At 65.8% G+C, this 22,783-nt stretch carries 20 protein-coding genes and 1 tRNA gene; 10 read left to right on the plus strand and 11 right to left on the minus strand.

Translation table 11 applies throughout. The annotated features are described in order from the left end of the window. The 3 genes from WBP06_RS17655 to WBP06_RS17665 form a co-directional block, all read right to left on the minus strand. Complete coding sequence (locus WBP06_RS17655; protein WP_395330356.1) at positions 1 to 1,287, minus strand: acetyl-CoA hydrolase/transferase family protein; 1,287 nt, start codon at positions 1,285 to 1,287, stop codon at positions 1 to 3. A 126-nt stretch (positions 1,288 to 1,413) separates the two neighbouring features. Then, positions 1,414 to 2,319, minus strand: a complete 906-nt coding sequence (locus WBP06_RS17660) for an HpcH/HpaI aldolase/citrate lyase family protein (protein ID WP_395330358.1) — start codon at positions 2,317 to 2,319, stop codon at positions 1,414 to 1,416. A gap of 119 nt (positions 2,320 to 2,438) precedes the next feature. Next, positions 2,439 to 3,605 carry an acyl-CoA dehydrogenase family protein gene (locus tag WBP06_RS17665; RefSeq protein WP_395330360.1) on the minus strand — a complete coding sequence of 389 codons (1,167 nt, stop codon included), beginning with the start codon at positions 3,603 to 3,605 and terminating at the stop codon, positions 2,439 to 2,441. Between the two features lie 150 nt (positions 3,606 to 3,755). On the opposite strand from WBP06_RS17665, the gene WBP06_RS17670 reads away from it, so the two are divergent. From WBP06_RS17670 to WBP06_RS17680, 3 genes are all read left to right on the plus strand, one after another. Beyond that, a complete protein-coding gene (locus WBP06_RS17670) occupies positions 3,756 to 4,949 on the plus strand; it encodes a CaiB/BaiF CoA transferase family protein (protein WP_395330361.1) in 1,194 nt (397 codons plus the stop codon). 143 nt (positions 4,950 to 5,092) lie between these two features. Next, on the plus strand, positions 5,093 to 6,868 hold the full coding sequence (locus WBP06_RS17675; RefSeq protein ID WP_395330364.1) for a thiamine pyrophosphate-binding protein: 1,776 nt from the start codon (positions 5,093 to 5,095) through the stop codon (positions 6,866 to 6,868). Between the two features lie 94 nt (positions 6,869 to 6,962). After that, positions 6,963 to 8,384 (plus strand): aldehyde dehydrogenase family protein, encoded by a 1,422-nt coding sequence (locus WBP06_RS17680; RefSeq protein ID WP_395330367.1) that lies wholly within the window; start codon positions 6,963 to 6,965, stop codon positions 8,382 to 8,384. 211 nt (positions 8,385 to 8,595) lie between these two features. Here the strand turns inward: WBP06_RS17680 and WBP06_RS17685 are convergent, their stop codons facing one another. After that, entirely contained in the window at positions 8,596 to 8,871 is a 276-nt protein-coding gene (locus WBP06_RS17685; protein ID WP_395330369.1) for a hypothetical protein, read from the minus strand. Between the two features lie 113 nt (positions 8,872 to 8,984). Beyond that, positions 8,985 to 9,060: transfer RNA gene (locus WBP06_RS17690), tRNA-Val, on the minus strand. A 145-nt stretch (positions 9,061 to 9,205) separates the two neighbouring features. Here WBP06_RS17690 and WBP06_RS17695 point away from each other — a divergent pair. Beyond that, positions 9,206 to 11,353 (plus strand): transglycosylase domain-containing protein, encoded by a 2,148-nt coding sequence (locus tag WBP06_RS17695; RefSeq protein WP_395334249.1) that lies wholly within the window; start codon positions 9,206 to 9,208, stop codon positions 11,351 to 11,353. 9 nt (positions 11,354 to 11,362) lie between these two features. Here WBP06_RS17695 and WBP06_RS17700 read toward each other — a convergent pair whose 3' ends face one another. From WBP06_RS17700 to WBP06_RS17720, 5 genes are all read right to left on the minus strand, one after another. Then, positions 11,363 to 11,941, minus strand: a complete 579-nt coding sequence (locus WBP06_RS17700) for a DNA-3-methyladenine glycosylase I (protein WP_395330371.1) — start codon at positions 11,939 to 11,941, stop codon at positions 11,363 to 11,365. Positions 11,942 to 12,041: 100 nt separating this feature from the next. Then, complete coding sequence (locus tag WBP06_RS17705; protein WP_395330373.1) at positions 12,042 to 12,533, minus strand: nuclear transport factor 2 family protein; 492 nt, start codon at positions 12,531 to 12,533, stop codon at positions 12,042 to 12,044. 102 nt (positions 12,534 to 12,635) lie between these two features. Then, complete coding sequence (locus WBP06_RS17710) at positions 12,636 to 13,208, minus strand: DoxX family protein (RefSeq protein WP_395330375.1); 573 nt, start codon at positions 13,206 to 13,208, stop codon at positions 12,636 to 12,638. 83 nt (positions 13,209 to 13,291) lie between these two features. Then, positions 13,292 to 15,127 (minus strand): flavin-containing monooxygenase, encoded by a 1,836-nt coding sequence (locus WBP06_RS17715; protein WP_395330377.1) that lies wholly within the window; start codon positions 15,125 to 15,127, stop codon positions 13,292 to 13,294. 95 nt (positions 15,128 to 15,222) lie between these two features. Further along, the gene (locus WBP06_RS17720) at positions 15,223 to 16,164 is read right to left on the minus strand and encodes an SDR family NAD(P)-dependent oxidoreductase (protein ID WP_395330379.1); all 942 of its coding nucleotides are present in this window, start codon (positions 16,162 to 16,164) and stop codon (positions 15,223 to 15,225) included. Between the two features lie 235 nt (positions 16,165 to 16,399). On the opposite strand from WBP06_RS17720, the gene WBP06_RS17725 reads away from it, so the two are divergent. From WBP06_RS17725 to WBP06_RS17750, 6 genes are all read left to right on the plus strand, one after another. Further along, positions 16,400 to 18,016, plus strand: coding sequence for an SMP-30/gluconolactonase/LRE family protein (locus WBP06_RS17725; RefSeq protein ID WP_395330381.1), 1,617 nt, complete (start codon positions 16,400 to 16,402; stop codon positions 18,014 to 18,016). 127 nt (positions 18,017 to 18,143) lie between these two features. Next, a complete protein-coding gene (locus WBP06_RS17730) occupies positions 18,144 to 18,557 on the plus strand; it encodes an EthD domain-containing protein (RefSeq protein WP_134093806.1) in 414 nt (137 codons plus the stop codon). Continuing rightward, the gene (locus WBP06_RS17735) at positions 18,550 to 19,782 is read left to right on the plus strand and encodes an MFS transporter (RefSeq protein ID WP_395330383.1); all 1,233 of its coding nucleotides are present in this window, start codon (positions 18,550 to 18,552) and stop codon (positions 19,780 to 19,782) included. Before WBP06_RS17730 ends, WBP06_RS17735 begins: the two co-directional genes overlap by 8 nt. A gap of 89 nt (positions 19,783 to 19,871) precedes the next feature. After that, positions 19,872 to 21,230 carry an SRPBCC family protein gene (locus WBP06_RS17740; protein ID WP_395330385.1) on the plus strand — a complete coding sequence of 453 codons (1,359 nt, stop codon included), beginning with the start codon at positions 19,872 to 19,874 and terminating at the stop codon, positions 21,228 to 21,230. A gap of 16 nt (positions 21,231 to 21,246) precedes the next feature. Further along, complete coding sequence (locus tag WBP06_RS17745) at positions 21,247 to 22,158, plus strand: glyoxalase (RefSeq protein ID WP_395330387.1); 912 nt, start codon at positions 21,247 to 21,249, stop codon at positions 22,156 to 22,158. A gap of 46 nt (positions 22,159 to 22,204) precedes the next feature. Further along, a complete protein-coding gene (locus WBP06_RS17750; RefSeq protein ID WP_395330389.1) occupies positions 22,205 to 22,531 on the plus strand; it encodes a YnfA family protein in 327 nt (108 codons plus the stop codon). Between the two features lie 4 nt (positions 22,532 to 22,535). On the opposite strand, the gene WBP06_RS17755 is transcribed toward WBP06_RS17750, so the two are convergent. Further along, positions 22,536 to 22,772 (minus strand): hypothetical protein, encoded by a 237-nt coding sequence (locus WBP06_RS17755; RefSeq protein WP_395330391.1) that lies wholly within the window; start codon positions 22,770 to 22,772, stop codon positions 22,536 to 22,538. Between the last annotated feature and the right edge of the window lie 11 nt (positions 22,773 to 22,783).

A 22,783-nucleotide genomic window follows, 5' to 3' on the forward strand; every position in this document is an offset into this window, starting at 1 on the left:
TTAGAAGCCCCTTTTCTCGATCTCATGGGCTGTGCGGGACAGGTCCTCGCGGAAGTCGGGATGGGCGATGGCGACCAGCCGTTTCGCGCGTTCGGCCAAGGTCTGGCCCTTCAATTGCGCCGCGCCGTATTCGGTGACGATCACGTCCACTTCCGTCCGCGCGGTGGTGACCGGGCCGGAGAGGGCGGGGACGATCTTGCTCAAGGTGCCGCCCTTCGCGGTGGAGGCGAGCACGATCAGCGAAGCGCCGCCCGGCACGCGCGATCCGGCGCGGACGAAATCGACCTGTCCACCGGTACCGCCGAGGTAAGTCGTGCCCGATTGCTCGGCATTGACCTGCCCGGTGAGGTCCACTTCCAGCGCAGAGTTGATCGTCACCAGTCGGGTAAGCTGGATGATCGGCTTCACCCCGTGGGTATAGCTGCTGGGCATCATCCTGATCGCGGGATTGTTGGCGGCCCAGTCGTAGAGCCGCCGCGTGCCGATCAGCGCGCCGTTGATCGAGACGCCCCGGTCGATCTCTTTGCGCGCATTGGTCAGCACCCCGGCTTCGGCCAGATCGACCAGACCATCGCCCAACATGCCGGAGTGGACGCCAAGGTCGCGGCGGTCGTGAAGCAGGCGCAGGATCGCATCTGGCACCGCGCCGACGCCGGTTTGCAGCACGGCGCCGTCACCGATGAATTCGGCGCAGTGGCGCGCGATGGCTTCGTCGGTGGGTCTGATCTTCGCGGGCGCCACTTCCACGGGTGCGCGGCTGACGTGGACGGCCACGTCGATCAGGTCGCCGGGGATCGTCTCGCCGGGAACGTAGGGCACCAGCTCGTTGACTTCGGCGATGACGATGCGCGCCTTGTCCACTGCCGCGCGCACATAGTCGGAGATCAGGCCGCAGCTATGGTTGCCCTGCGCGTCGGCCGGGCTGACCTGGATCATCGCCACGTCACAGGGCATGATTCCCGCCTCGATAAGGCAGGCGATCTGGCTGACATGGACGGGGATGACGTCCAGCGCCCCCCTGTTATCTTGGCCTGCCTTGGTCATGCTGCGCAGCGCGCCGATGGCACCCATGCTGGAGAGGCGGAAGGAGCGCGCGCTGTCCGGCGTGAACAGGCCGGAGAAGCTGGTGGCGATGAAGGCGTGGAGGCCGCCGATGGCCTCCCCCTGTTCGATCAGCGCTTCCACCAGCGTGGTCGGCTCGCCGCAGGCCTGGCCGAAGACCACGCGGTTTCCCGGTTTCAGGAACCGGGAGAGGTCGAGGGTTTCGGGGGTTAGTTTTAGGGTCATGACGATACCTCTCCAATCCCACTCCGCCCATCCTGAGCTTGACTAAGGATGGTTCGCAGCGCAGCGCCAGCGCCCTTCGACAGGCTCAGGGCGAGCGGAGTGGGGATCATGAGGCTCATTGCTTGATCACAGCTTGCCGGCCTGCCGTAGCAGGCGTTCGGCGCGGGCGAGGTAGGGACGGTCGAGCATCCCGCCCTTCCAGCCGATGGCGCCGACGCCGGGGTTGGCGGCGAAGATGTCGACGATTTCCTGCGCCTCGGCAATCTCGGCCTCGGTAGGGGTGAAGGCCGCGTTGATCACCGGCACTTGCGCAGGGTGGATCGCCATCATCCCGCGATAGCCGTCGCGGCGCACCTTTTCGGCCCGGGCCTTGAGCGCGTCCAGGTCCTTGAAATCGGCGCTGATCGTCTCGATCGCGGTGACGCCCGCCGTCGCTGCGCCCAGCACGGTCAGGCTGCGGGCCAGTTCATAGGTGAAGGAGTACGAGCCGTCCGGGTTGCGGTTCGACGCTGCGCCGATCGAATCGGCCAGGTCTTCGGCGCCCCAGGTCAGCGCCACCACGCGCGGTGCGCCCTTGTAATCGCCGGTGTGGAACATCGCTTCGGCCGTCTCGGTGATCAGCACGATCACCGGGGTCGATCCCTGCTCGATGCCGTTCGCCACTTCCAGCGCTTCGAGGTAGCGGTCCAGCGTCTCCACGTCCTGCCGGCCATAGACCTTGGGCAGCATGATCCCGCCGGGCTGCGCGGGCATGATCGCCACTAGATCGTCCAGCGTGTGCGGCCCGTCGAGCGGGTTGATCCGCACCCACAGGCGACCGCGCTGTTCGGGGTGGGCGGCAATGAAGTCATGCACCATCGGGCGCGCGGCGGCCTTGGCATCGGGCGCGACGGCGTCTTCCAGATCAATCAGGACGATGTCGGCCTCGCCCTCCATCGCCTTGGTCATCTTCTTCTCGCTGTCGCCCGGCGCGAAAAGCCAGGAGCGGGCGGCGATCGGTTCGTGCTTCGGGGCTTCGTGCTGGAACGGCAAGTTTCGGATTCCTTTCCCTCGTCGCCCCCGCGCAGGCGGGGGCCCCGCTTCTTGACCGCCGCGAGGAAGCGGGATCCCCGCCTACGCGGGGATGACGGCGGTTTGAATACCCCGCCGCCTCAATAACTCTTGGGCAGATCCAAAACCCTCTCGGCGATGAAGTTCATGATCTGGTGCGGGCTGACCGGGGCGATGCGCGGGATCATCACTTCGCGCAGGTAGCGCTCCACATGGTATTCCTGCGCATAGCCCATGCCGCCCATCGACATGACGGCGGTCTGGCACGCCTCGAACCCGGCTTCGGCGGCAAGGTACTTGGCGGAGTTGGCCTCCACGCCGCAGTCCAGCCCCTTGTCGAACAGGGTGGCAGCCTTGAACACCATCAGGCTGGCCGCTTCCACCTGCATCCAAGCTTTGGCCAGCGGGTGCTGGATGCCCTGATTCTGGCCGATCGGCCGGCCGAACACCACGCGTTCCCGCGCATAGCGAGAGGCCCGCTGGATCGCGACGCGGCCCAATCCGGTCGCCTCCGCGCCCAGCAGCACGCGTTCGGGGTTCAGGCCCTTCAGCAGGATGCGGAAGCCCTGGCCTTCCTCGCCGATCAGATCCTCGTCCGGGATGAACAGGTCGGTGATGAACATCATGTTCGATCCGACGGCATGGCGGCCCATCTTGGGGATGATCCGCGTCTCGATGTGTTCGCGATCGAGCTTGGTGTAGAACAGACTGAGGCCGTCGGTCTTCTTCTTCACCTGTTCCAGCGGGGTGGTGCGGGCGATGATCAGCATCCGATCGGCGATGTGGGCCTGCGTGATCCACACTTTCTCACCATTGACGCGGTAACCGCCCGGCACCTTTTCGGCGCGGGTCTTGAGGCTGGTGGTGTCGAGCCCGGTGTTCGGCTCGGTCACGGCGAAGCACATCTTCTCCTCGCCCGAAATGATCGGCGGGATCATCCGCTGCTGCTGTTCCTCGGTGCCGAACAGCATCACCGGCTCCAGCCCGAAGACGGGCAAGTGGATGGAGGAGGCCGCGCTCATGCCGCCGCCGCTCTCCGCCACGGCCTGCATCATCACCGCCGCCTCGGTAATGCCCAACCCTGCGCCGCCCACGCTTTCGGGCATGGCGACGCCCAGCCAGCCGGCATCGGCCATCGACTTGTGGAACTCGTAAGGGAATTCGCCGCTGCGATCCTTTTCCAGCCAGTACTCGTCAGAGAACTGCGAACAGTGCTTGAGAACGGCCTCGCGGATGTTCTGCTGGTCGTCGGTCAGGGCGAAATCCATGGCGTTCCTCTTCCTTCTTGCCTGTCGGACTAACAGCGGGGCCTGCACGAGACAACCATCATCGTGCCGATATGCGTCCATCAAACGCAAATACGAATAGTCTTCGCTCCGGCGGTGCGGTACGCATAGGCCAACGAGAAGGAGAGGGCCTTGACCGCGAGCAAGGAGAATACGGGACCATTGCAAGGCCTGCGCGTGGTGGACCTCACCAGCGTGGTCTTCGGCCCCTATGCCACGCAGATCATGGCGGACATGGGCGCCGAAGTGATCAAGGTGGAGCCGCCGGAGGGCGACAATACCCGCTGGATCACCAAAGGCCCGGTGCCCGGCATGGGTGGCATCTACGTCAACGTGAATCGCGGAAAGCGGGGCATCGTGCTGGACCTCAGGCAAGAGCAGGATCGCGAGAGCCTGCGCGCGCTGATCGCCACGGCAGACGTCTTCATCCATTCGATGCGCGGCAGCGCGATCCGCAAGCTGGGCTTCGATTACGAAGCGGTGCGCGCGATCCGGCCGGACATCGTCTACACCAATTGCTACGGCTATTCGCGGCGCGGGCCGGAGGGCGACAAGCCCGCCTATGACGATACCATCCAGGCCGAATGCGGCATCCCGCATGTGCAGGGGCTGATGAATGGCGAGCCGGGCTATGTCGCCACGATCATGGCAGACAAAGTGGCGGGCCTCCACGCGCTCTACGCGACGATGATGGCGCTCTATCACCGCGAGCGCACGGGTGAGGGCCAGGAAGTGGAAGTCACCATGTTCGAGGCGATGACCTCGTTCATGCTGGTGGAACACGCCAACGGTGCGATGTTCACGCCGCCGACCACGCCCGCGCATTATCACCGCGCGGTCGAGCCGAACCGGCGGCCGTACAAGACGCAGGACGGCTACGTCGCCGCGCTGGTCTACAATGACAAGCACTGGAACGCCTTCATCGAATCGGTGCAGCCGGAATGGGCGACAGAGGAATTCTCCACGCTGGAAAAACGCGCACGCCAGATCGGCCGGGTCTACGGGCTGCTGGGCGAGACCTTCCTGACCCGCACCACGCAGGAATGGCTGGACACCCTGCGCGGCCTGCACATCCCGTGCGCGCCGCTGCGCTCCACCGACGACCTGTTCGACAACGCGCACCTGAACGCCATCGGCTTCTTCGAAGAAGTCGAGACCGAGCAGGGCCCGGTGCGATTCCCCGGCGTGCCCACGTGGTTTTCCGCCACTCCCGGCAAAGTTCGCGGACCTGCGCCCACGCTGGGGCAGGACAATGAAGCGGTGCTGGGAGAGCTGGCCGCCGAGGCCCCCAGCGTCGCCCCGGCGATAGCAGTCGATTCGAAGTAAACAGTACTGTTGATTTCACCTGACAGCGTCCCGGGGCTTGCGCTAACCACCTGTTCAAGCCGGGCGCTGCGATAGCGGTGGAGGGGCAGGTCCCCCCGAGAACCGCCGGCAACGAGATTGGGATCGAGAAGGAAGGCACCACCATGTACGACGACCAACCGCAGGCGGAGGCTCCCGCAACCGCACGCAAGGGTACCCCCGTTTACAAGCGCATTCTCGACCTGTTCGAGGCTGAGGGCATCAAGACCCTGTTCGGCATTCCCGATCCCAACTTCGTCCACCTTTTCCTTGAGGCCGAATCGCGCGGCTGGACCGTCGTTTCGCCGCACCACGAAGCGTCCGCCGGCCACATGGCCGCCGCCGCGGCGCGCATCACCGGCAAGCCCGCACTCTGCATCGGCACTCTCGGGCCAGGCATGGCGAACATGATGCCCGCCATCCAGTGCGCCAAGGTAGAGAACGATCCGGTGATCTTCATGGGCGGCCAGCGCGCCCGCATCACCGAGCGCCGCGTGCGCCGCGGCCGCATCCAGTTCGTCCGCCAGGAGCCGATGATCGAGGATTCGGTGAAGTTCTCCAGCTCGATCGAATATGCCGACCAGACCGACGAGATCGTGCGCGAGGCGATCCGCGTCGCCATGTCGGGCACGCCGGGACCGGCTTATATCGAGTATCCCGCGCACGTCATTCTGGAAGAGCTTGACCTGCCGCCGGTGCTGCCGCCGCACCGCTACCGCCTGACCAATCAGGGCGCCGACGGCGACCGCATTGCCGAAGCGGCCGAGATCATCCGCAACGCCAAGAACCCGGTGCTGTTGGTGGGCCACGGCGCCTACACCGCCAAGGCCGGCGCCTCGGTGAAGGAACTGGCCGAGCTGATGCAGTGCCCGGTAATCCAGACCTCGGGCGGCACTTCGTTCATCGAAGGGCTTGAGGACCGCACTTTCCCTTACGGCTTCTCGGAAGCGTCGATCGACGCCGTGGTCGAAAGCGACTGCTGCGTGGCGCTCGCCACCGAACTGGGCGAGCCCAGCCACTATGGCCGTTGGCGCCACTGGGTGGACAACGAAGCCAACCGCAAGTGGATCTACGTCCAGCAGGACCCCACCGCGATCGGCGTCAACCGCCCGATCGACGTGCCGCTGGTGGGCGACGTGCGCGCCGTGGTGCCGCAGCTGGTCCGTGCCCTCAAGGACACGCCGCGCAAGGCTTCGCCCTCGCTGGCGGAGTACATCGAGCGTGACGCCCAGCAACTGGTCGAACTGGCAGAGGAAGCCGCCGGCAAGCCCGACGGCTCCACCGCGAAGATGCACACCAGCCAGTTCGTCACCGAAGCGACCAAGGCTTTCCCGAAGGACGGCATCCTGATCCGCGATGGCGGCGCCACGGTGATCTTCCAGTGGACCTACTCGCAGGCCAAGCCGCACGACGTGATCTGGAACCAGAACTACGGCCACATCGGCACCGGCCTGCCCTATGCCACCGGCGCCATGCTGGCTGACCAGGCGGAGACGGGCAAGCAGCGTCCGGGCATGCTGATCACCTCGGACTCCTCGTTCCTGTTCCATGTGGGCGAACTGGAAGTGGCGGTGCGCAAGAACCTGCCGCTGGTGGTGATCGTGGGTGTCGACTTCCAGTGGGGCCTTGAAGTGGGCGTCTACAAGCGCACCTTCGGCAAGGGCACCAAGGAAACCGGCGTGCACTGGTCCGACAAGGTCCGCTTCGACAAGATCGCCGAAGGCTTCGGCGCCGCGGGCGAATATGTCGAGAAGGCGGAGGATATCGGCCCGGCCATCAAGCGCGCCTATGAGCGTGGCGGTTGCACCGTGATCCACGTACCGATCGACCCGGCCGCGAACTCGGAAGAAATGCCGAATTACTCCGAATTCCGCACCTGGTATGCCGAGGGCACCCAGTAAGCCGGACACCGGAAAACCAATGCAGACCTGAAGCGAAGCCGCCCCCTCTCGATCCGAGTGCGGGGCGGTTTTGCTTCAGGAACGGGAGAGAACGATGCGCAATTACACCCAGTTCTACATCGACGGTCAGTGGGTCGATCCCATCGCGCCGCGCACCGCACAAGTCGTCAATCCGGCCACCGAGGACGTGTCCGGCACGATCTCGCTCGGCTCTGCCGCCGATGTCGACAAGGCTGTCGCCGCCGCCCGCCGCGCCTTCGCCACCTTTGGCGAGACCAGCGCGAAGGAACGCCTGGACCTGCTCGAAACGATCCTGGCCGAATACCTGAAGCGCGAAACCGAACTGGGCGAGGCCGTCAGCGAGGAAATGGGCGCGCCGATGTCGCTCGCCTGCGGGTTCCACACCCTGCTGGGGAAGGGCCACCTGTCCACCGCGATCGAAGTGCTGAAGGACTTCAAGTTCGAGGAACAGCGCGGCGTCACCCTGATCCGCAAGGAACCGATCGGCGTCTGCGGCCTGATCACGCCGTGGAACTGGCCGATGAACCAGACCTGCGTGAAGATCTTCCCGGCGCTCGCGGCCGGCTGCACGATGATCCTGAAGCCGCCGCAACTGGCGCCGTACTCGGCCCAGATCCTGGCCGAAATCCTGCACGACGCGGGCGTTCCGGCCGGCGTCTTCAACATGGTGCAGGGCAAGGGCAGCGAGATCGGCACCGCGCTTTCCACGCATCAGGACGTGGACATGATTTCCTTCACCGGGTCCGAACCGGTGGGCGTGCAGATCCAGAAGGATGCCGCCGATACCGTGAAGCGCGTGGGCCTCGAACTCGGCGGCAAGTCCGCGTGGATCGTGCTCGACGATGCCTCGCTTGCCGCCAATGTCGCCGCCGCCACCGGGGGCATGATGGGCAATTCCGGCCAGACCTGCTCGGCCGGTTCGCGCCTGCTGGTGCCGAACGCGCGCATGGACGATGCCGTCGCCGCCGCGACCGAAGCCGCGAACGGCGTCACCGTCGGCGATCCCAAGGGCAACTTCGCGATGGGCCCGGTCGTCTCGAAGAGCCAGTACGAGATCATACAGGGCTATATCGAAAAGGGCCTGGAGGAAGGCGCGAAGCTGATCGCCGGCGGCCCGGGCAAGCCCGAAGGGCTGGACAAGGGCTACTACGTGAAGCCCACCGTGTTCGTCGGCAGCAACGACATGGTGATCGCGCGCGAGGAAATCTTCGGCCCGGTGCTTGTCATCATTGGTTATGACGATGTGGACGACGCCGTTGCCATCGCCAACGATTCCAACTTCGGCCTTGGCGGATACGTCTCGGGCGAAGACCTCGACGCCGCGCGCGCGGTTTCGCGGCGGATGCGCACCGGCGCGATCTGGGTCAACGGTGGCTTCGATTTCCACGCGCCGTTCGGCGGCTACAAGCGCTCCGGCAACGGCCGCGAGTGGGGCGAGCAGGGCTTTGCCGAATATCTGGAAGTGAAGGCGGTGGTCGGCTGGAACCCGGCCTGACGTAAAAGTCGGCGCCGGGCGCGTACTTGACCGTCAGGTATGCCGTCGCCCCCGCGTAGGCGGGGGCGACGGCTTTTTGGGTTCGCGGGAGGCATGCTTCTTCGCGCCTGGCGTGAACCCAAAAAGAAATAAGCGGGATCCCCGCCTGCGCGGGGATGACGGGGATTCTTGGGAGGGGGTGTCTGCGCCCCTCTCGCCGTTTCGCGATGCCTCAGGCGTGCCCGTTTTCGGCCAGCGTGGCCGAGGCCATCAGCCGCCAGATGTTGGCGGCATCGTTGCGATAGGCTTCGTCCGATTCGTCCGGCCCGACGTGGCGGACGATCTCCGCCCCGGCTTCCATCATGAATTCGTCGGGTTCATGCAGCGTTTCCAGAACCGCGCGCGCCGCCATGCGGAACTTGCGCTGCAGGGCGGCGTCCAGTGCCTCCCACTCGCGATTGTCCAGAGAAGCCGCCAAAGCCCGTGCTGCCCGTTCGATAAATGCCATCGCACCCCGTCCATGCCCAGTGGAGAGAAATGCCAGCGGACACCAACACGCGGCGAATTGCAACCGCGATGCATCACGCGACGCGCGGGTTTTCACATTCGTAATGGAGGAAATGGTGGGCGATGACGGGCTCGAACCGCCGACCCTCTCGGTGTAAACGAGATGCTCTACCAACTGAGCTAATCGCCCAAGCACGCATCGGCGTGACTGGAGGGCCGCATTTAGCGGGTTTGCCGGTCGGGTCAAGATGGCCAATCCACACATTTCATTGCGGCAGGCCGTGCGCAGGGTGCTTTTCGCCGGCCCGCGCACGAAGTATAGCGACGCGCTGACGATGGATAACCTTCAACCCCTGCCTTCCGCCGCCAAGACTCCGAATCTGGCCCCGGAAGTCCTGCCCAACCAGCCCGTACCCGGCGCCGGTGCGATTCCCGGTGCCCCGCATGATTCGCAGGTGCCCCCGCGCAAGCGGCGCACGCGGCTGTGGTGGATCACGCGCGGGATCGCCGCGCTGCTGCTGGCCTTCTTCCTGTTGATCGGCTGGCTGGCGGTGACGGCGCCGCTGTCCAAATCGCTGCAGCCGATCTCGCCGCCGCAGATCACCCTGCTGGCCGCCGACGGTACGCCGATTGCCCGCAACGGGGCGATCGTGGACGCGCCGGTGGAGATCAAGACGCTGCCGATCCACGTGCCGCAGGCGTTCATCGCCATCGAAGATCGCCGCTTCTACACCCACTGGGGCATCGACCCGCGCGGCATCGCCCGCGCCATGTGGAGCAATGTCTCCGGCGGCAGCACGCAGGGCGGCAGCACGATCACCCAGCAGCTGGCCAAGTTCACTTTCCTCAGTTCCGAACGCAGCCTGACCCGCAAGGCGCGCGAGGTGCTGATCGCGTTCTGGCTGGAGGCCTGGCTGACCAAGGACCAGATCCTCGAACGCTATCTGTCCAACGCCTATTTCGGCGACAATTGCTATGGCCTGCGGGCCGCGGCGATGCACTACTTCCACCGCAAGCCGGAAAGCCTGACGCCCGCGCAGGCGGCGATGCTGGCCGGGCTGATGAAGGCGCCATCGCGCCTGGCGCCCACCAGCAACTATGACGGCGCGGAAGACCGCATGAAGCTGGTGGTCCAGTCGATGGTCGAGGCGGGCTACCTGACCCCCGCGCAGGCCAAGGCGATCCGTCCGCCCCGGCTGGACGTGCGCGTGCAGAACGAATTGCCAACCGGCACCTACTTCGCCGACTGGGCGCTGCCGCAGGCGCGGATGATCGATGAGGCGAGCTACGCCGCGCAGACGTACCGCACCACGCTCGATTCGCGGCTTCAGGCGGCCGCGCGGCGTGCCATCGAATCGTCGGGGCTGGGCGCCGCGCAAGTTGCGCTGGTGGCGATGCGCCGCAACGGTGAAGTCGTGGCGATGGTGGGCGGGCGCGACTATGCCGCTTCGCCCTTCAACCGCGTGACGCAGGCGCGCCGCCAGCCGGGCTCCACCTTCAAGCTGTTCGTCTACCTTGCCGCGCTCGACAAGGGCTGGAAACCGACCGACACGATCGAGAACACCCCGATCGAGACCGGCTATTACCGCCCGCAGAACGCCGGCGGAAACTATTCGCAGACGATCACGCTGGAAGATGCCTTCGCGCGATCCAGCAATGTTGCCGCCGTGCGCCTGTTCCAGAAAGTGGGCGATACCGCGGTGATCGACATGGCCCACCGGCTTGGCGTCACTTCGCCGATGCCGCAGGGCGATCCCAGCCTGGCGCTGGGCACCTCCACGATGTCGCTGATGGAACTGACCGCCGCCTATGCCGGGGTGGCCGCCAACCGCTTCCCGGTGGAGCCGCGCGCGTTCCCGGTGCCGGAAGAGGGCTGGTTCGACTGGCTGTTCGACGGTCGCCATTCGATGTCGAGCAGCGAGCACGAGAATATCGAGACGCTGCTGCGCGCGGTGGTCAACAAGGGCACCGGACGCGGGGCGATGCTGAAGGCGGCGAATTTCGGCAAGACCGGCACCAGCCAGGAAAACCGCGATGCGCTGTTCGTGGGCTATGCGGGCGATTACGTCGTCGGCGTCTGGGTCGGCAATGACGATAACAAGCCGCTGAAGGGTGTGTCCGGAGGATCGATTCCCGCCAGGATCTGGCGCGATTTCATGCGTCAGGCCCTGCGTGAGGGTGGCGCGCCTGCACCGTCCAACAAGCCGAGCCCGAACCCCAGCGGCCCGATCCAGCCGCTCGACGTGCCCGATATCGGCGATATCCCGACCGCGCTGCCCACGGCTTTGCCCAGCGGGGTGACGCCCGATGTCAGCGTGGGCGACGTGAGGGTGGAGAACAATGCGGCGACGCTGAACGGCCAGATCAACGGCCTGCCGGTGGAAGTGAAGCTCGACCAGAAGGGGCTTCAGATCAACGGGCAGCGGCTGGGTGATCAGCCGCAGGCCGCGCCGCCATCGGGAAGCACGCCCAAGGGCAATTGAAGCCGATCGTCAGGAGGTGCCGTTCGCCCGGCGCGCGCAGTCGGGATGATGGTCGTTCACCATGCCCACCGCCTGCATGAAGGCGTAGACGATCGTCGGGCCGACGAACTTGAACCCTTCCGCCTTCAGCGCCTTGGACAGCGCCTGCGAGGTTTCGGTCTGCGCCGGCACGGTGATGCCGTCGTTCACGACGGTCTTGCCGTTCACGAACGACCAGACGAATCGCCCGAAATCGCGGCCCTCCGCCTGCATGCGCAGATAGGCCTTGGCATTGTCGATGGTCGCCTCGATCTTGGCGCGGGCGCGGATGATGCCCGGGTCCTGCATCAGTTCCTCGACCTTGTCCGGGCCATAGGCCGCGATCGTGTCGGGGACGAAGCCATCGAAGGCGCGGCGAAAGCCATCACGGCGGTGCAGGATCGTTCGCCAGGAAAGGCCGGCCTGGAAACTTTCCAGCACCAGCATTTCCCAGAGCGTGCGCGAATCGTGCAGCGGCACGCCCCATTCGACGTCGTGATAGGCTTCCATCAGTGGGTCGCCGTTGGCCCAGGCGCATCGGGTGATCGTGTCTTGCAGGGATTGGGGCATCGTGCGGGGGTCTCGATATCGGTTTCGCCGGAACGGTCATCATAGACCCTGCGCGGGCGAAATCTCCTACATCGTGCTGCCCGGATCGCGGCCCTAAACCCTAGATCGCCCCGCGCATTGCCATGCTGCGTTCGATGGCCGGCTTGAACAGGCTTTCCGCTGCCTCCCAGTCCATCCGCACGCGGCGATGCGCGATCAGCCAGTGGCCGTTCACGCGGCGCAGCTCGTCCAGATAATAGCCGGCGTGATCCGGGCCGATGCGGGTCCAGGCCTGCCAGTAGGTGCGGGCCGTGGCCTCGTCACGCGTCACCAGATCGATCTGCGAGGTGGTGAGGTGGTGGCGCACGAAGTTCGCATCGTGGACGGGCGCGCCCGCTGCGGCACGATCAAGCCACTGGGTCTGCCATTCGCGGATCGCCTCGCGGCCGACGAAGCGGAAGGCCCGGTCTGCGGGAACGCGGTCGCTTTCCAGTATCGCATCATGGGTGAAGCAGGCGACGAAATCGTCGATCCGCAGCCGGTCGCCGGCCATGTTGTAGCGGGCGATCACATCGCGAATCCCTTCGCGCGCCAGCACGTCTTCGTTGGTCATCCTCGGCCTCTCCCGCCGCTTGTTGTTTGCATCAGGGTCTCGCGGCGGGAGGGGCGCGTCAAGGGCATTCGGTGCAGGCGCCGCTCCCGACAGGGTGCGGATTTACCAGTCGAACCAACGGCGGCGGCGGGTCACCGGAATGGCGCCACGGTCGTAGTCGGACAGGGCGGCGGCGGGGACGGTCTCGACGGCGACATGGCTTTCCGCCAGCACATCGGCCCGCGCCTCTGCCCGGGCGGCGCGCAGTTCGGCCTCGCGCACGCGGGCATCCGCATCGCGCGCAGCCAACTCGCCGCGTCGCTCGCTGGCGATCGCGTAATAGTGGTTCCACATCTGGCTATGCGCGAAGGCCAGGCACAGGCCGCCCATGATCGCGACGTTCTTCAGCGCCATGATCTGCTGCATCGGATCGGTGAACTGGCGGTGGAAGAACAGGATCGTCAGCGCGACGAAGCCGATCAGCAGGATCGAGACCAGCCGCACCATGAAGCCGGCGGCCAGGCACAGGCCGGTGATCAGCTCGAACAGCCCGGTGGGGATGGCCAGCCCGGCAGGCAGCCCGGCGGCGACGATCAGGGTTTCGGTGGCGGAAACGTCCATCAGCTTGGACGCGCCGGAAACGATGAAGATGATGGCGATCAGGAAGCGCCCGATGATGGCGGCGATCTTGGACATGTCTGCTCTCCCGACAGGTCTATTCTACCTGTCGGGAGTAGCGGACGTGGGGGCGGTTTGTTCCCGAAGCCCTGGTGTCAGACTCAGCCCTCGAACTTCACACCGTCATGCCTGTCGCTCTTGCGCCAGTCGCCCAGCATGTCGCGGAAGGCGTCCCAGCCGGGCAGGTAGCCGCGGAACAGCGCCCACTTCAGTTCCTTGTCGCCCTCGTTGTTGAAGTAGCTGGGCGTGCAATCGTTCTGGAAGCCGGACATGTCGACCTCGTTCTCCTTGCAGTGCGCGCAGTAGCCTTCGACGCCCTCCTTGGTGGCGGAAACCGTGCTGGCGCCCCGGCGCTGGGTTTCGCCGATCATGAAGGCGATGTGTTCCGCCTGCCGCCCGAACTGTTCGGTGGTGGAGGAGTTCGTCGCGCCCTGGATGTAGCCCATGTAGAACATCGCCGGGAACTCGTCGGTGATCACGCCGTGGAACGTGCTCGCGCCGTTGGTCCAGTGGTCGTAGATCGACTTGCCGCCGCGTCCTTCCACCGTGTCGATGCCCCAGCGGCGCTTGAGGTCGCTGGTCACTTCGAAGCCGGAGGCGAAGATGATCAGGTCGACTTCGTATTCCTTGCCGTCGGCGACGAAGCCCTTCTCGGTCATCCGCTCCACGCCCTGCGTGCCGGAAACGTCGATCAGCGTGACGTTGGGCTGGTTGAATGCGGGGTAGTAGTCATTGTTGGACAGCGGCCGCTTGCACATGAAGCGGAAATACGGCTTCAGCTTTTCGGCCGTATCCTTGTCCTCCACGATCGAATCCACGCGGCGGCGCAGGCGCTCCATCACCTGGAAGTCCACGACTTCGCGGCGGTCCATGAATTCCAGCGGATCGAGCGCGGGCCAGCCTTCCTCGCCCAGTTCGATGGCAAGGTTGCGGCTGATCTCGGTCCAGATGTCGCAGATCAGGTCGGGCTCGCCGGGGATGAAGAACTGCTGCGCGGCGCGGTGGAAGTTGGCCATGCGCTCCTGCTGCCAGCCGGGCTGGAGCGAGGCAGCCCACTGCGCATCAGTCGGCGGATTGGGCCGCTCGTCAATGTTCGAGGGCGTGCGCTGCAGCACGTAGAGGTGCTTGGCGTACTTGGCGAGATAGGGCACCGCCTGAACCGAGGTGGCCCCCGTGCCGATGATGGCGACGCGCTTGTCGCGCAGCTTTTCCAGCTCCGGCGCGGTCCACGAACCGCCGGTATAGTCATGCTCCCACCGGCTGGTGTGGAACATCTTGCCCTTGAAATCGTGGATGCCGGGGATGCCGGGCAGCTTGGGCATGTTCATCACGCCGCCCGCCATCACCACGAAGCGCGCGCGAATGTCGTCGCCGCGATTGGTGGTCACATGCCAGCGCTTGATGCTCTCATCCCAGCGGATGCCGGTGACCAGCGTGTGGAACAGCGCCTTGTCGGCAAGATCGAACCGCTCGGCCATGTCCTGACAGTACTGCTGGATTTCCCAGCCGTCGGAGAACTTCTTGCTGGGCATGAAGCCCGTTTCTTCCAGCAACGGCAGATAGCAGTAGGCGTCGTTGTCGCACTGCACGCCGGGATAGCGGTTCCAGTACCAGACGCCGCCGAAACCGCCCGCATGGTCGATGTTGCGGACGTCGGAAACGCCCTGCTTGTGCAGGTGATAGCCCGCCAGAATGCCCGAGAAGCCGGCGCCGAGAATGGCAACGTCGATATCCTCAACCAGCGCCTCACGCTCCGCTACCGGGGTGAACGGATCGTGGGCGTAGTTGTCGGAAAAGTCCTCGGTCGGCCGCACGTACTGCTCGCCGCCCTCGCGCCGCATGCGCTTGTCGCGCTCCTGGCGGTACTTGGCCTTGAGCGCGGGGATGTCGAGTTCCTCAGGGCTTGGCACGTCGGACTTGAGGCAGGTCATTTCCATCGAATGGGCATCCTCTTGGTGGCGACTCTGCTCCGGTCGCCCTCTCACCGCTGAATCTGGCGCAGCAGCGTGTTAGTTGTCAACAGTGTTGTTCATTAAGCGTCCGCGCCTGCGGTCGCCATCTTGAAGCTGTACCCGATGTGATCGACATGCCCGTGCAGCCCGAAATCGATCAGTTCGCTCTTGTCGTGGAAGGCGTCGGAAGCGGCGGCGACATCCTCGATCGTCCAGTGCGGGCGATAGACGCCGCGCGTTTCCGCCACGAACATGCGCGCCACGCGGCCCGCCATCGAGGCGATCAGCTCACCCGTCACCGGGCACTGCTCATGCGCCAGCCAGCCGACCACGGGGGCGACCAGTTCGGGCTCCATCGGCGGGTATTGCGAGATATCCAGTCCCTCGGCCATGCGCGTCACCGCGCCGGGCACGATCACGTTGCACTTCACGTTGTGCGCCTCGCCCTCCAGCGCGGTGATGTTGGAAAGCCCCAGCATCGCCGACTTGGAGATGCCGTAGTTCACGCAGTTCTCGTTGCCGTAGAGCCCGCCGACCGAACTGGTCAGCACGATGCGCCCATATCCGGCATCGCACATCGGCCCGAACGCGGCCTGCACCACGTGGAACGCGCCCAGCAGATGCACGTCGAGCACCGCGTGCAGGTCCGCGCTGGAAAGCTCGCGGATCGATCCGTAACGCACGTTGCCGGCATTGTGGACCAGCACATCGATCCGGCCCCAGGTGTCGAGCGCGGCCTGGACGATGGCCTTGCCGCCCTCCGGCGTGGCGACGGAATCGGTGTTGGCGATGGCTTCGCCGCCTGCCGCCACGATCTCGTTGACGACCTGCTGCGCCACGCTCACATCCGCGCCCGGCGCGTCGAGATCGCCCCGGATCGCGCCGCCCAGATCGTTCACCACCACCTTGGCGCCGCGCTCGGCCAGCAAAAGGGCATAGGCCCGACCCAATCCGCGGCCGGCGCCGGTGATCACAGCAACGCGGCCATCAAAGCGAAGGGGGGCAAAGCGCATCTCTTCCATGGTAAGCTCTCCGGGTTGGCCGCAAAACGAAGCGGTCTCTTTTCCGTCTGATGGTCGAATATGCGCACGGGATGAGCGGGAGCAATCGAACAAAGTCGCCTGAACGTCGCCGGGGCGATAGTGTGTCTGTGAGGGGCCTTCACCCCGGTGCTCGCGTTGCCTGCCCCGGACACGCTGGATAGGCTCAGGCGGAAAAGACCGGCTGCAAACGGCTGGCCGAGAGGACATTTTCGCGATGCTCGAACCCGCAGGACGCAACCATGGCAGCGTGGTCGCCTGCCCCTCCGAGGGCTGGATGCTGCACCGCCTGACCCCGCCGACCCGCCTCTACAGCGCCAATGGCCTGCGCACCGGCGCGGACGGACGCATCTATGTCGCCCAGGTGGGCGGCAGCCAGATCAGCGCGGTCGATCCGGACAGCGGCGCGGTGGAGATCATCAGCCCGATGGGCGGCGCGATCACCGCGCCGGACGATCTGGCCTTCGATGAGGCGGGCAACCTCTACGCCACCGAGATCACCGAGGGCCGCGTGACGATGCTGCGGCCGGACGGCAGCAGCGAAGTGGTCTGCGGCGACCTGCCGGTGGCCAACCCCATCACCTATTCGCAAGGCCGCCTGATCGCGGCGGGCTGCCGCATGGGATCGCAAATCCTCGAACTCGATCGGAACGGCGGCGCGCCGCGCGTGATTGCCGATGACGTGCCGATGCCGAACGCCTTTGAAGTCGGCCCCGACGGCAAGCTCTACGTCCCGGTGATGGGCGCGAACGCGATCTGGCGCATCGATCTGGACGGCAGTGGCGAACCCGAAGTGGTCTGCGGCGATCTGGGCGTGCCGGACTCGGTGAAGTTCGACAGCGAAGGCATGATCGTCTCCACCCAGGTCGCCAGCGGTCAGGTGCTGCGCATCGACCCGCGCACCGGGGCGAAGACGGTGCTGGCCGATATCGGCGCGGGCCTCGACAACTGCACTTTCGTGGGCGACCGCCTGTTCATCTCGCACATCCTCGGCTCCATCCATGAGATCACCACGCCCAAGGCGGCGGGCGGTCTGGTGAAACCGCTGATCGAGAAGGGCCTGCAATGGCCGCTGGACGTCGCCATGGGCGAGGACGGCGTGCTGTGGATTGCCGATGGCGGCTTCGTGTTCTCGCTCCGCGCGGGGGAGGCGGTAAAGCTGGAAGGCATGTTGTTCAGCCCCAGCTTCCCCGGCTACTCGCGCGGCGTCGCGGCGGCGGGTGCGGGGACGATGATCGTCACCACCGCCAACGGCGAAGTCGCCAAGTTCCATCCTGCCGGGCCTTCCAGCGAGGTTTTGGCGAGCGGCTACGACCAGCTGATGGGCGTGGCGCTGGCCCCCTCCGGCGCGGTGGTCTTCGCGGAATACGGCACAGGCAAGGTCCACTCCGTACACAATGGCAAGGTGGAGGAACTGGCCTCCGGGCTCGACCGGCCCAAGGGCGTGGCGGTGGCCGGGGACGGCACCGTCTACGTGGCCGAAAGCGGCGCGGGCCGGGTGGTGAAACTGGTCGGTGGACGTGCCGAGACGGTGCTGGACGATCTTATCCGCCCCGAAGGCCTCGCGATCCGCAATGGCACCGTGACCGTACTCGACGTGAAGCGCCGCGAAGCGATCCAGTGCGACTTGTCCGGCGGCGCGCGCGAAGTGATCGCGGCCGGCCTGCCGGTCGGCGCGCCCGAAGGCACCGATCCCAAGCCGCTGGGCGGCGTGGGCGACATGTGCGGGCCGATGGGCAACATGACCGGGCTCGACGTGGGGCCGGACGGCACGGTGTGGATCTGCGGTGACCTCGAAGGCACCGTTCTCGCACTCAGGAAGGCGTCTTCGTGAAAACCCGCGGCATCGGCCCGCTCCCCCACCCGAGTACGCACAAGCGTATCCTCATGGGTGGTCGGGTGGGGGAGCGGGCCGGTGCCGCTTCGATCCGGCTGCGCCGGATCGTCAAAGGAGCCTAATCATGCTCAAGCAGATCTGCTTTTTCCGGAAACGTCCGGATATGACCATGGACGAGTTCATGGACTACTACGAGAACCAGCACTCGCAGCTTTCCAAGAAGATGGGCGCGCAGCCGGCGATCCCCGGCGCGGTGCGCTACGTGCGGCGCTATCTGGTGCCGGAAAAGAACCCGATCACCGGCGAAGTGCACGATCCCGGCTTCGATTGCGTGATGGAAATCTGGTGGAACAGCCGCGCCGACTTCGAACGCTCGCAGGCGATCATCAGCGATCCCGCGCGCCTGCCGATGACCAAGGCGGACGAGGAAAAGCTGTTCGCCAGCCACGCCAACCCGGTCTGCACCTGCATCGAATACGATTCGCCGATGGGTCCGAATGGCGAAGCGACGCAAGTCGAGCTGCGCTACGGTGACTGAATTGCCTTCGGCTCGGCAGGAATGGCGGCAGTTCGGGCTGGTGCCGGTGGCGGCGGGGCTCGGCTACGCCACCAGCGTGATCCATATCTACGGCATCGGGCCCTATATCGGCCCGGTGGCGGAAGCGATGGGCTGGAGCCGCACCGAAGTGACCTTCGGGCTCACCATTGCAACGCTAGTTCAAGCCATCGGGGGCGTGTTCATCGGCCTGGCGGTCGATCGCTTCGGTCCGCGCCGGTTCGGGGTGATCGGCATCGTACTGCTGACCCTGGCCTTCGCGCTGCTGGGCACGACCGGGGTCAGCCTGTCGCAATGGTATTTGCTCTGGGGGCTGATCGCGATGGTTTCGCTGCCGGTGCAGGCCTCGGTCTGGACCAGCGCCGTCGCGTCCCGGTTCGAACTTTCGCGCGGGATGGCGCTGGCGGTCACGCTCTGCGGCGCCTCGATCGCGGCGGGGCTGTTCCCGATCATTGGCACCTGGGCGATCAAGGCCTTCGGCTGGCGCATGGCCTTCGCGGTGCACGGTGGGCTGTGGTTCGTGATCGCGGCGCCGGTAATCTTCCTGTTCTTTCGCGGCGCGCATGACCGGGGGCGGCGCAAGGAGACCGCGCCGGCCAAGCGCGACCTGCCCGGCGTTTCGCTGGGCGAGGGGCTGCGCTCCAGCGTCTACCACCGGCTTTTCGTGGCGAGCCTGCTGTTCACTTTCACGATCATCGCCGTGGTCGTCCACTTCGTCTCGATCCTGGGCGATCGTGGCGCGGACCCGATGACGGCGGCGGCGATCGCCTCGTTCGTCGGCTGGTTCTCGCTCGCCGGGCGGCTGGGGACGGGCGTGTTGCTCGATCGCTTCCCGGCCTCGCTGGTGGGCGCGGCGGTGTTCATGCTGCCGGTGATCGGCTGCCTGCTGCTGCTGGGATCGGGCACTTCGCTGATGGCGTTGGCGCTCGCCTCGGGGCTGATCGGGCTGACGCTGGGGGCGGAGATCGACGTGGTGGTCTACCTGATCACCCGGCACTTCGGCCTCAGGAACTTCGGCGGGCTCTACGGTGGTGTGCTGGCGGCGCTCTCGATCGGCACGGCAGTCGGCCCGCTGGTCGCCGCGCTGATCCATGACCGCACGGGCAGCTACGAAATGTTCCTCTATCTGGCGATCGCCACGATGGCGGCCAGCAGCCTAGCCATCGGTACGCTGCCACGGCGCAGTCTGAAATTTGCCCCCGCCTAGCGCCCGGTAGCGCCACGGCGATTGGCCTTGCGTGCGAATAATGGGATAACGGCCGCAAATCGGCGCGATGCGAAATTGGGAAGAGAGCAATGGGTGAGCAAGGTAAGATCGTGCAGGCTCCCGAGGATCTGACCGTCCCGGTCCGCGTCCCGGCGGAAGCCTACATCTCGCCGGAATACGCCAAGGCGGAACGCGACAAGCTCTGGCGCAAGGTATGGCTTCAGGCCGGGCGGCTGGAAGACATTCCGGAAGTGGGCGATTTCATCACTTTCGACATCATCGACGATTCGGTGATCGTGGTCCGCGCCTCCGAAACCGAGATACACGCTTTCTACAATGTGTGCCCCCATCGCGGGCGCAAGCTAGTCGATACCCCCGCCGGAAAACGCAACGCGCGCGGCACCCGTCGCAGCTTCATCTGCGGCTATCACGGCTGGACCTTCGGGCTGGACGGCGCGAACACCTACATGGAGCATCAGGAGGACTGGCAGGGTCATCTCTGTGCCGGTAAGGCCGACTTAGGTGTCGTCAAGGTCGATACCTGGGGCGGCTGGATCTGGATCAATCTGGATCCCGATTCGATGCCGCTGGCGGACTATCTCCACCCGGCGGCGGGGATGCTCGATCCCTATGGCCTTCAGAACATGCGCCCGCGCTGGCGCAAGTGGGTGGTGTTCGAATGCAACTGGAAGGTCGCGATGGAGGCCTTCTGCGAAACCTACCACGTTGCCACCACCCACCCGGAATTCATGGAATTCGGCCAGTTCCGCGGCTGGGCGCGCAATCAGGGGCTCCATTCCAACATCGGTTACGACGCGCCCAAGGGGCAGGAGGAAGACTCCGGAAAGCTGCGCCTCGGCGCCGGGGAAGACCCGCGGCTGACCACGGCGGAAATGCAGAATTTCACCTGGGCCAACGCCAATACCAACACGACGATGACGCTGGTCGGCGTCGCCAACCGCCTGAAGGACGAACTGCCCGAAGGCACCCCGGCGGCGGAAGTCTCCGCCTACTGGATCGGCACCGCGCGCAAGGAAGATGCCGAGCGCGGCGTGGTCTGGGCGCAAGTGGACCCGCAGCACACCGCACAGGCGGGCACGGCCTGGCAGATTTTCCCGAACTTCCAGATCGGCCACGCGGTCAACAACATGCTCTGCTATCAGGCGCGGCCCTACGGCACCGATCCGGACAAGTGCATTTTCGAAGCCGCCGTCTACGAACTCTGGCCCGAGGGCGAGGCGCCGGAGACCGAGTGGGATTACACCGCGCCCAGCGACTGGCCGCCGGTGCTCCAGCAGGATTTCGCCAACATGGCCGCCGTCCAGCAGGGCATGAAGAACCTGGGTTTCCGGGGCGCGCAGCCCAATCCCTACATGGAACGATCGGTGGCATCGCTGCACATGAACCTTGCCAAGTTCATGGGCACCGGCGCGCCGGAAACGTACTGAGCGCGCCCGGCCGCCCATGCAGTTCCCGCTGGTCCACGTAAGCTGGGCGCTGGCCGATAACGCCGGCCGGCCGGCCTGCGATGCCTTCTTTCGCGAGGTGTTCGGGGCGCAGACCGCGCACGAAATCCTGATCACGCCCGAGACGGAGAAGATGGGGCTGGATCGGGAGGAAAGCCTGCTGATGGTGGGCGACGCCATGCTGATCCCGATCGCCCCGGCCGGCGGCGGCGCGCGGGAAGGCAGCCCGCTGGGCGACATGCTGCGCCGCTCCGCCGCGCCGCATCGCTGGATCGGGGTAGCGCTGAAAGTCGCCGATCTGGCCGAGGCCGACGCCTGGTTCGCGGCGCGCGGGTTCAAGCGACATTACGATCCGGGGATGGAGGCGTTCTACTTCCTGGTCCCGCGCGGACAGGCGCTGGGCATGCGGCTGGAAATCGTACGGCAGGACATGCCGGGCGATCCGCGCCGCGACCCGGAATGGCGGCCTGCGGCGGACCATCGGCTCGGCATAGAGGGGCTTCAGGCGCTGGGCGTCTCGACGCCCTCGCTGGAGGAAGCGCGGGCGCTGTTTGCGGAAAAGCTCGAATGGCCGGAAATCGGCGCGCGAGATTTGCCCGAGGCACGCTGTGCCGCCTTCGCGATGGGCGATACCGTGCTGGAAGCGCTTGAAGGCGCTGAAGGCTCGGCCGTCGCAGCCCATGCCTGCGATGTGAAGGGCATCTGCCATCTCGTCTTCAAGGTCCGCGATGCGGGGGAAACTGCGCGAAACCTGCGCGCACAAGGCTTGCCGCTGATCGGAGACACCGCCACGCGCTTCGCCATCGATCCCGACGCAGCGCACGGACGGCTGATCTGGTTCACCGATCAGGTGCCGCAGGGCTATCCGGCGACGGGATCAAGGCTGGGTGAAATATCGCGGCCGGCCTGAGCTTTACGGGGAAGACGTCGGGGGCTTGCAGCGCTAGGCAGGCCAGATGCAATCCATTCTTATCTACTTCGGCGCGGCACTGGCAGAGATCGCCGGGTGCTTCTCGTTCTGGGCATGGCTGCGCATGGGCAAGTCGCCCTTGTGGCTGGTGCCCGGCTGCGGGTCGCTGGTGCTGTTCGCGTGGCTGCTGACCCTGGTGGACAGTTCGCAGGCCGGGCGCGCGTACGCCGCTTATGGCGGCATCTACATCACTTTCGCGCTGCTGTGGCTCTGGGCGGCGGAGGGCGTGCGGCCGGATCGCTGGGATCTGGGCGGTGTGGCGCTATGCCTGGTCGGTGCGGCCGTCATCCTGTTCGGGCCGCATCGCGCCTGAAAAATCAGGTGCGCGGGGTACGCTTGCGCAAGGTGCGGGTGTGCAAGGTACGGGTCAGGCCGAAACCGATGCCGACCAGTGCGAAAGCGCCGGTCAGCAGCATCGCGACCTTCGCCAGCCCCAGAAATGCCGGGCCGCCGGTCATGATCAAGATCGCTGCGGTTCCCATCAACAGCATCAGCAGCATGGCCACGGCGAACATCACCGTCACGGTGGGATCGCGTCCGAGGAAGTTCTGCATGAGGGACTCTC

This window comes from Novosphingobium mississippiense (assembly GCF_044029535.1).
Classification (GTDB): domain Bacteria; phylum Pseudomonadota; class Alphaproteobacteria; order Sphingomonadales; family Sphingomonadaceae; genus Novosphingobium.

Excerpts from the sequence above, each read along its gene's own strand:
- WBP06_RS17715 (WP_395330377.1), bottom strand. The coding sequence starts at position 15,127 with ATGGAAATGACCTGCCTCAAGTCCGACGTGCCAAGCCCTGAGGAACTC.
- WBP06_RS17675 (WP_395330364.1), top strand. The coding sequence starts at position 5,093 with ATGTACGACGACCAACCGCAGGCGGAGGCTCCCGCAACCGCACGCAAG.
- WBP06_RS17745 (WP_395330387.1), top strand. The coding sequence starts at position 21,247 with ATGCAGTTCCCGCTGGTCCACGTAAGCTGGGCGCTGGCCGATAACGCC.
- WBP06_RS17750 (WP_395330389.1), top strand. The coding sequence starts at position 22,205 with ATGCAATCCATTCTTATCTACTTCGGCGCGGCACTGGCAGAGATCGCC.
- WBP06_RS17655 (WP_395330356.1), bottom strand. The coding sequence starts at position 1,287 with ATGACCCTAAAACTAACCCCCGAAACCCTCGACCTCTCCCGGTTCCTG.
- WBP06_RS17705 (WP_395330373.1), bottom strand. The coding sequence starts at position 12,533 with ATGACCAACGAAGACGTGCTGGCGCGCGAAGGGATTCGCGATGTGATC.
- WBP06_RS17665 (WP_395330360.1), bottom strand. The coding sequence starts at position 3,605 with ATGGATTTCGCCCTGACCGACGACCAGCAGAACATCCGCGAGGCCGTT.
- WBP06_RS17730 (WP_134093806.1), top strand. The coding sequence starts at position 18,144 with ATGCTCAAGCAGATCTGCTTTTTCCGGAAACGTCCGGATATGACCATG.
- WBP06_RS17695 (WP_395334249.1), top strand. The coding sequence starts at position 9,206 with ATGGATAACCTTCAACCCCTGCCTTCCGCCGCCAAGACTCCGAATCTG.
- WBP06_RS17710 (WP_395330375.1), bottom strand. The coding sequence starts at position 13,208 with ATGTCCAAGATCGCCGCCATCATCGGGCGCTTCCTGATCGCCATCATC.
- WBP06_RS17700 (WP_395330371.1), bottom strand. The coding sequence starts at position 11,941 with ATGCCCCAATCCCTGCAAGACACGATCACCCGATGCGCCTGGGCCAAC.
- WBP06_RS17720 (WP_395330379.1), bottom strand. The coding sequence starts at position 16,164 with ATGGAAGAGATGCGCTTTGCCCCCCTTCGCTTTGATGGCCGCGTTGCT.
- WBP06_RS17680 (WP_395330367.1), top strand. The coding sequence starts at position 6,963 with ATGCGCAATTACACCCAGTTCTACATCGACGGTCAGTGGGTCGATCCC.
- WBP06_RS17755 (WP_395330391.1), bottom strand. The coding sequence starts at position 22,772 with ATGCAGAACTTCCTCGGACGCGATCCCACCGTGACGGTGATGTTCGCC.
- WBP06_RS17740 (WP_395330385.1), top strand. The coding sequence starts at position 19,872 with ATGGGTGAGCAAGGTAAGATCGTGCAGGCTCCCGAGGATCTGACCGTC.
- WBP06_RS17725 (WP_395330381.1), top strand. The coding sequence starts at position 16,400 with ATGCTCGAACCCGCAGGACGCAACCATGGCAGCGTGGTCGCCTGCCCC.
- WBP06_RS17685 (WP_395330369.1), bottom strand. The coding sequence starts at position 8,871 with ATGGCATTTATCGAACGGGCAGCACGGGCTTTGGCGGCTTCTCTGGAC.